Origin of the sequence: Paenibacillus caseinilyticus, assembly GCF_027533645.1 — a bacterium.
Classification (GTDB): domain Bacteria; phylum Bacillota; class Bacilli; order Paenibacillales; family NBRC-103111; genus Paenibacillus_G; species Paenibacillus_G caseinilyticus.
Map to the genome: position 1 here is coordinate 1 of NZ_JAQAGY010000045.1, position 3,690 is coordinate 3,690.

Annotated in this window: 4 protein-coding genes; all 4 read right to left on the bottom strand. The window is 54.5% G+C overall.

The features are described from left to right. Positions 1–146: 146 nt before the first annotated feature. Positions 147–974 (bottom strand): flagellin N-terminal helical domain-containing protein, encoded by an 828-nt coding sequence (locus O9H32_RS32680; protein WP_269870240.1) that lies wholly within the window; start codon positions 972–974, stop codon positions 147–149. 256 nt (positions 975–1,230) lie between these two features. Further along, entirely contained in the window at positions 1,231–2,058 is an 828-nt protein-coding gene (locus O9H32_RS32685; protein WP_269870241.1) for a flagellin N-terminal helical domain-containing protein, read from the bottom strand. 251 nt (positions 2,059–2,309) lie between these two features. Beyond that, on the bottom strand, positions 2,310–3,137 hold the full coding sequence (locus tag O9H32_RS32690; RefSeq protein ID WP_269869725.1) for a flagellin N-terminal helical domain-containing protein: 828 nt from the start codon (positions 3,135–3,137) through the stop codon (positions 2,310–2,312). A gap of 259 nt (positions 3,138–3,396) precedes the next feature. Beyond that, a partial coding sequence (locus O9H32_RS32695) for a flagellin (protein ID WP_269870242.1) occupies positions 3,397–3,690 on the bottom strand: 294 nt, incomplete at its 5' end.

Below are 3,690 nucleotides of genomic sequence, written 5' to 3' on the forward strand. Positions count from 1 at the left end.
TGGATCATCCGTCTCACCCACTTTTCGTGATGACTCAATTATACGTCAAAAAAAGCACAGCCACTTCAATTTTCTTGAAGTGCTGTGCTTTTTTATAGGACGGACTTTTTCAGTGGCCTCGCCCGAGGCTGAGGTCCATATTCAAATTAACGGAGCAGCTGCAGTACGCCTTGCGGCTGTTGGTTCGCTTGTGCGAGCATAGCTTGCGCGGCTTGCGACAGGATGTTGTTTTTCGTTTGCTCCATCATTTCTTTAGCCATGTCTACATCACGGATCCGGGACTCGGATGCCGTCAGGTTCTCAGACGCATTGTCCAGGTTGTTGATCGTGTGCTCCAGACGGTTCTGCAGCGCACCCAGGTACGAACGGCCGGACGATACGGATTCGATTTGCGTGTTGATCGTCGTGATCGCCGTGTCGGCTCCAGCTTGCGTGGAGATGTCGGCTCCCGCTGCTGCGGTTTGAACTGCCGTCAGGTCTACGCCTGCTGTCTTCAGGTTGATGTCGATCGTCTGGGACGCATCGGCACCCACGTGGATTTTCAGGTCGGCTGCGGCACTGCCGTCAAGCAGCTTCTGCGTGTTGAATGATGTGTTGTCTTTGATACGGCCGATTTCGCTCGACAGTTGGTCGAATTCCGCTTTCAGCGCCGTACGGTCTGCCGTTACGTTCGTGTCGTTCGCCGATTGTACAGCGAGTTCTCTTTGACGCTGAAGGATCGAGTGTACTTCCTGCAGGGCGCCTTCGCCTGTTTGGATCAGGGAGATACCGTCTTGCGCGTTGCGGGATGCTTGGTCGAGACCGCGGATTTGGCCGCGCATTTTCTCAGAGATCGCAAGGCCTGCAGCGTCATCGCCTGCACGGTTGATGCGAAGACCCGAAGACAACTTCTCGATGTTCTTTGCTGCGTTAGCCGAGTTGGCTCCCAGCTGGCGGTGCGTGTTCAGTGCAGAGATGTTGTGGTTGATTCTCATGATGTTCTTCCTCCCTGAATTGGACGTCCACTTCCTTGTGGATCGTTTGGTTTTGGTTGTTGAGGCCGATGGTCCTTCAGGCTTTTCTTGCTGCCCGCTCTCTCATTCCCTCATGATCTATATATCGTCTCTCTACGCAGCAAAGTGAAGAGCTTCGAGAGTGCTAGGGCATGGTATATTTTCACACCGGGGTGGATCGGTACTTACGCCTCTTCATACAAAAAGACCCCAGCCAAAGGCTGAGGTCGAGTACAAATTAACGGAGCAGCTGCAGTACGCCTTGCGGCTGTTGGTTCGCTTGTGCGAGCATAGCTTGCGCGGCTTGCGACAGGATGTTGTTCTTCGTTTGCTCCATCATTTCTTTTGCCATGTCTACGTCACGGATCCGGGACTCGGATGCCGTCAGGTTCTCGGACGCATTGTCCAAGTTGTTGATCGTGTGCTCCAGACGGTTCTGCAGCGCACCCAGGTACGAACGGCCGGACGATACGGACTCGATTTGCGTGTTGATCGTCGTGATCGCCGTGTCGGCTCCAGCTTGCGTCGAGATGTCGGCAGCTGTAGTTGCGGTTGCGATTGCCGTCAGATCTACACCGGCTGTGTCGAGGTCGATATCGATCGTTTGACCGGCATCTGCGCCAACATGTACTTTCAATGCAGCTGTAGCACTACCATCGAGCAGCTTCTGCGTGTTGAATGTCGTGTTGTCTTTGATACGGCCGATTTCGCTCGACAGTTGGTCGAACTCGGCTTTCAGCGCGGTACGGTCTGCCGTTACGTTCGTGTCGTTCGCCGATTGTACAGCGAGTTCTCTTTGACGCTGAAGGATCGAGTGTACTTCCTGCAGGGCGCCTTCGCCTGTTTGGATCAGGGAGATACCGTCTTGCGCGTTACGGGACGCTTGGTCGAGACCACGGATTTGGCCGCGCATTTTCTCGGAGATCGCAAGGCCTGCAGCGTCGTCGCCTGCACGGTTGATGCGGAGGCCCGAGGACAGCTTCTCGATGTTCTTTGCTGCGTTAGCCGAGTTGGCTCCCAGCTGGCGGTGCGTGTTCAGTGCGCTGATGTTGTGGTTGATTCTCATGATGTTCTTCCTCCCTGAATTGGACGTCCACTTCCTTGTGGATCGTTTGGTTTTTGTTTGTTTGAGATTGATGGTCCTTCGGGCTTTTCTTGCCGCCCGCTCTCTCATTCCCTCATGATATATATATCGTCTCTCTCCAGAGCAAAGTGAATAGCTGCGATAATACTAGATCATGGTATATCCTTCCTCCACGTGAGTACGCATTCCTCTAACAAAAAGACCCCAGCCAGAGGCTGAGGTCCATATTCAAATTAACGGAGCAGCTGCAGTACGCCTTGCGGCTGTTGGTTCGCTTGTGCGAGCATAGCTTGCGCGGCTTGCGACAGAATGTTGTTCTTCGTTTGCTCCATCATTTCTTTAGCCATGTCTACGTCACGGATCCGGGACTCGGATGCCGTCAGGTTCTCGGATGCGTTGTCCAGGTTGTTGATCGTGTGCTCCAGACGGTTCTGCAGCGCACCCAGGTACGAACGGCCGGACGATACGGACTCGATTTGCGTGTTGATCGTCGTGATCGCCGTGTCGGCTCCAGCTTGCGTGGAGATGTCGGCTCCCGCTGCTGCGGTTTGAACTGCCGTCAGGTCTACGCCTGCTGTCTTCAGGTTGATGTCGATCGTCTGGGACGCATCGGCACCCACGTGGATTTTCAGGTCGGCTGCGGCACTACCATCGAGCAGCTTCTGCGTGTTGAATGCCGTGTTGTCTTTGATACGGCCGATTTCGCTCGACAGTTGGTCGAACTCGGCTTTCAGCGCGGTACGGTCTGCCGTTACGTTCGTGTCGTTCGCCGATTGTACAGCGAGTTCTCTTTGACGCTGAAGGATCGAGTGTACTTCCTGCAGGGCGCCTTCGCCTGTTTGGATCAGGGAGATACCGTCTTGCGCGTTGCGGGATGCTTGGTCGAGACCGCGGATTTGGCCGCGCATTTTCTCAGAGATCGCAAGCCCTGCAGCGTCATCGCCTGCACGGTTGATGCGAAGACCCGAAGACAACTTCTCGATGTTCTTTGCTGCGTTAGCCGAGTTGGCTCCCAGCTGGCGGTGCGTGTTCAGTGCGCTGATGTTGTGGTTGATTCTCATGATGTTCTTCCTCCCTGAATTGGACGTCCACTTCCTTGTGGATCGTTTGATTTTGGTTTGTTTGAGGCCGGATGGTCCTTCGGGCTTTTCTTGCCGCCCGCTCTCTCACTCCCTCATGATATATATATCGTCTCTCTACGCAGCAAAGTGAAGAGCTTCGAGAGTGCTAGGGCATGGTATATTTTCACACCGGGGTGGATCGGTACTTACGCCTCTTCATACAAAAAGACCCCAGCCAAAGGCTGAGGTCGAGTACAAATTAACGGAGCAGCTGCAGTACGCCTTGCGGCTGTTGGTTCGCTTGTGCGAGCATAGCTTGCGCGGCTTGCGACAGGATGTTGTTCTTCGTTTGCTCCATCATTTCTTTTGCCATGTCTACGTCACGGATCCGGGACTCGGATGCCGTCAGGTTCTCGGACGCATTGTCCAAGTTGTTGATCGTGTGCTCCAGACGGTTCTGCAGCGCACCCAGGTACGAACGGCCGGACGATACGGACTCGATTTGCGTGTTGATCGTCGTGATCGCCGTGTCGGCTCCAGCTTGCGTCGAGAT

What these genes read in the sequence shown, in the direction of transcription:
- O9H32_RS32690 (WP_269869725.1), bottom strand. Translation starts at nt 3,137, where the DNA reads ATGAGAATCAACCACAACATCAGCGCACTGAACACGCACCGCCAGCTG.
- O9H32_RS32685 (WP_269870241.1), bottom strand. Translation starts at nt 2,058, where the DNA reads ATGAGAATCAACCACAACATCAGCGCACTGAACACGCACCGCCAGCTG.
- O9H32_RS32680 (WP_269870240.1), bottom strand. Translation starts at nt 974, where the DNA reads ATGAGAATCAACCACAACATCTCTGCACTGAACACGCACCGCCAGCTG.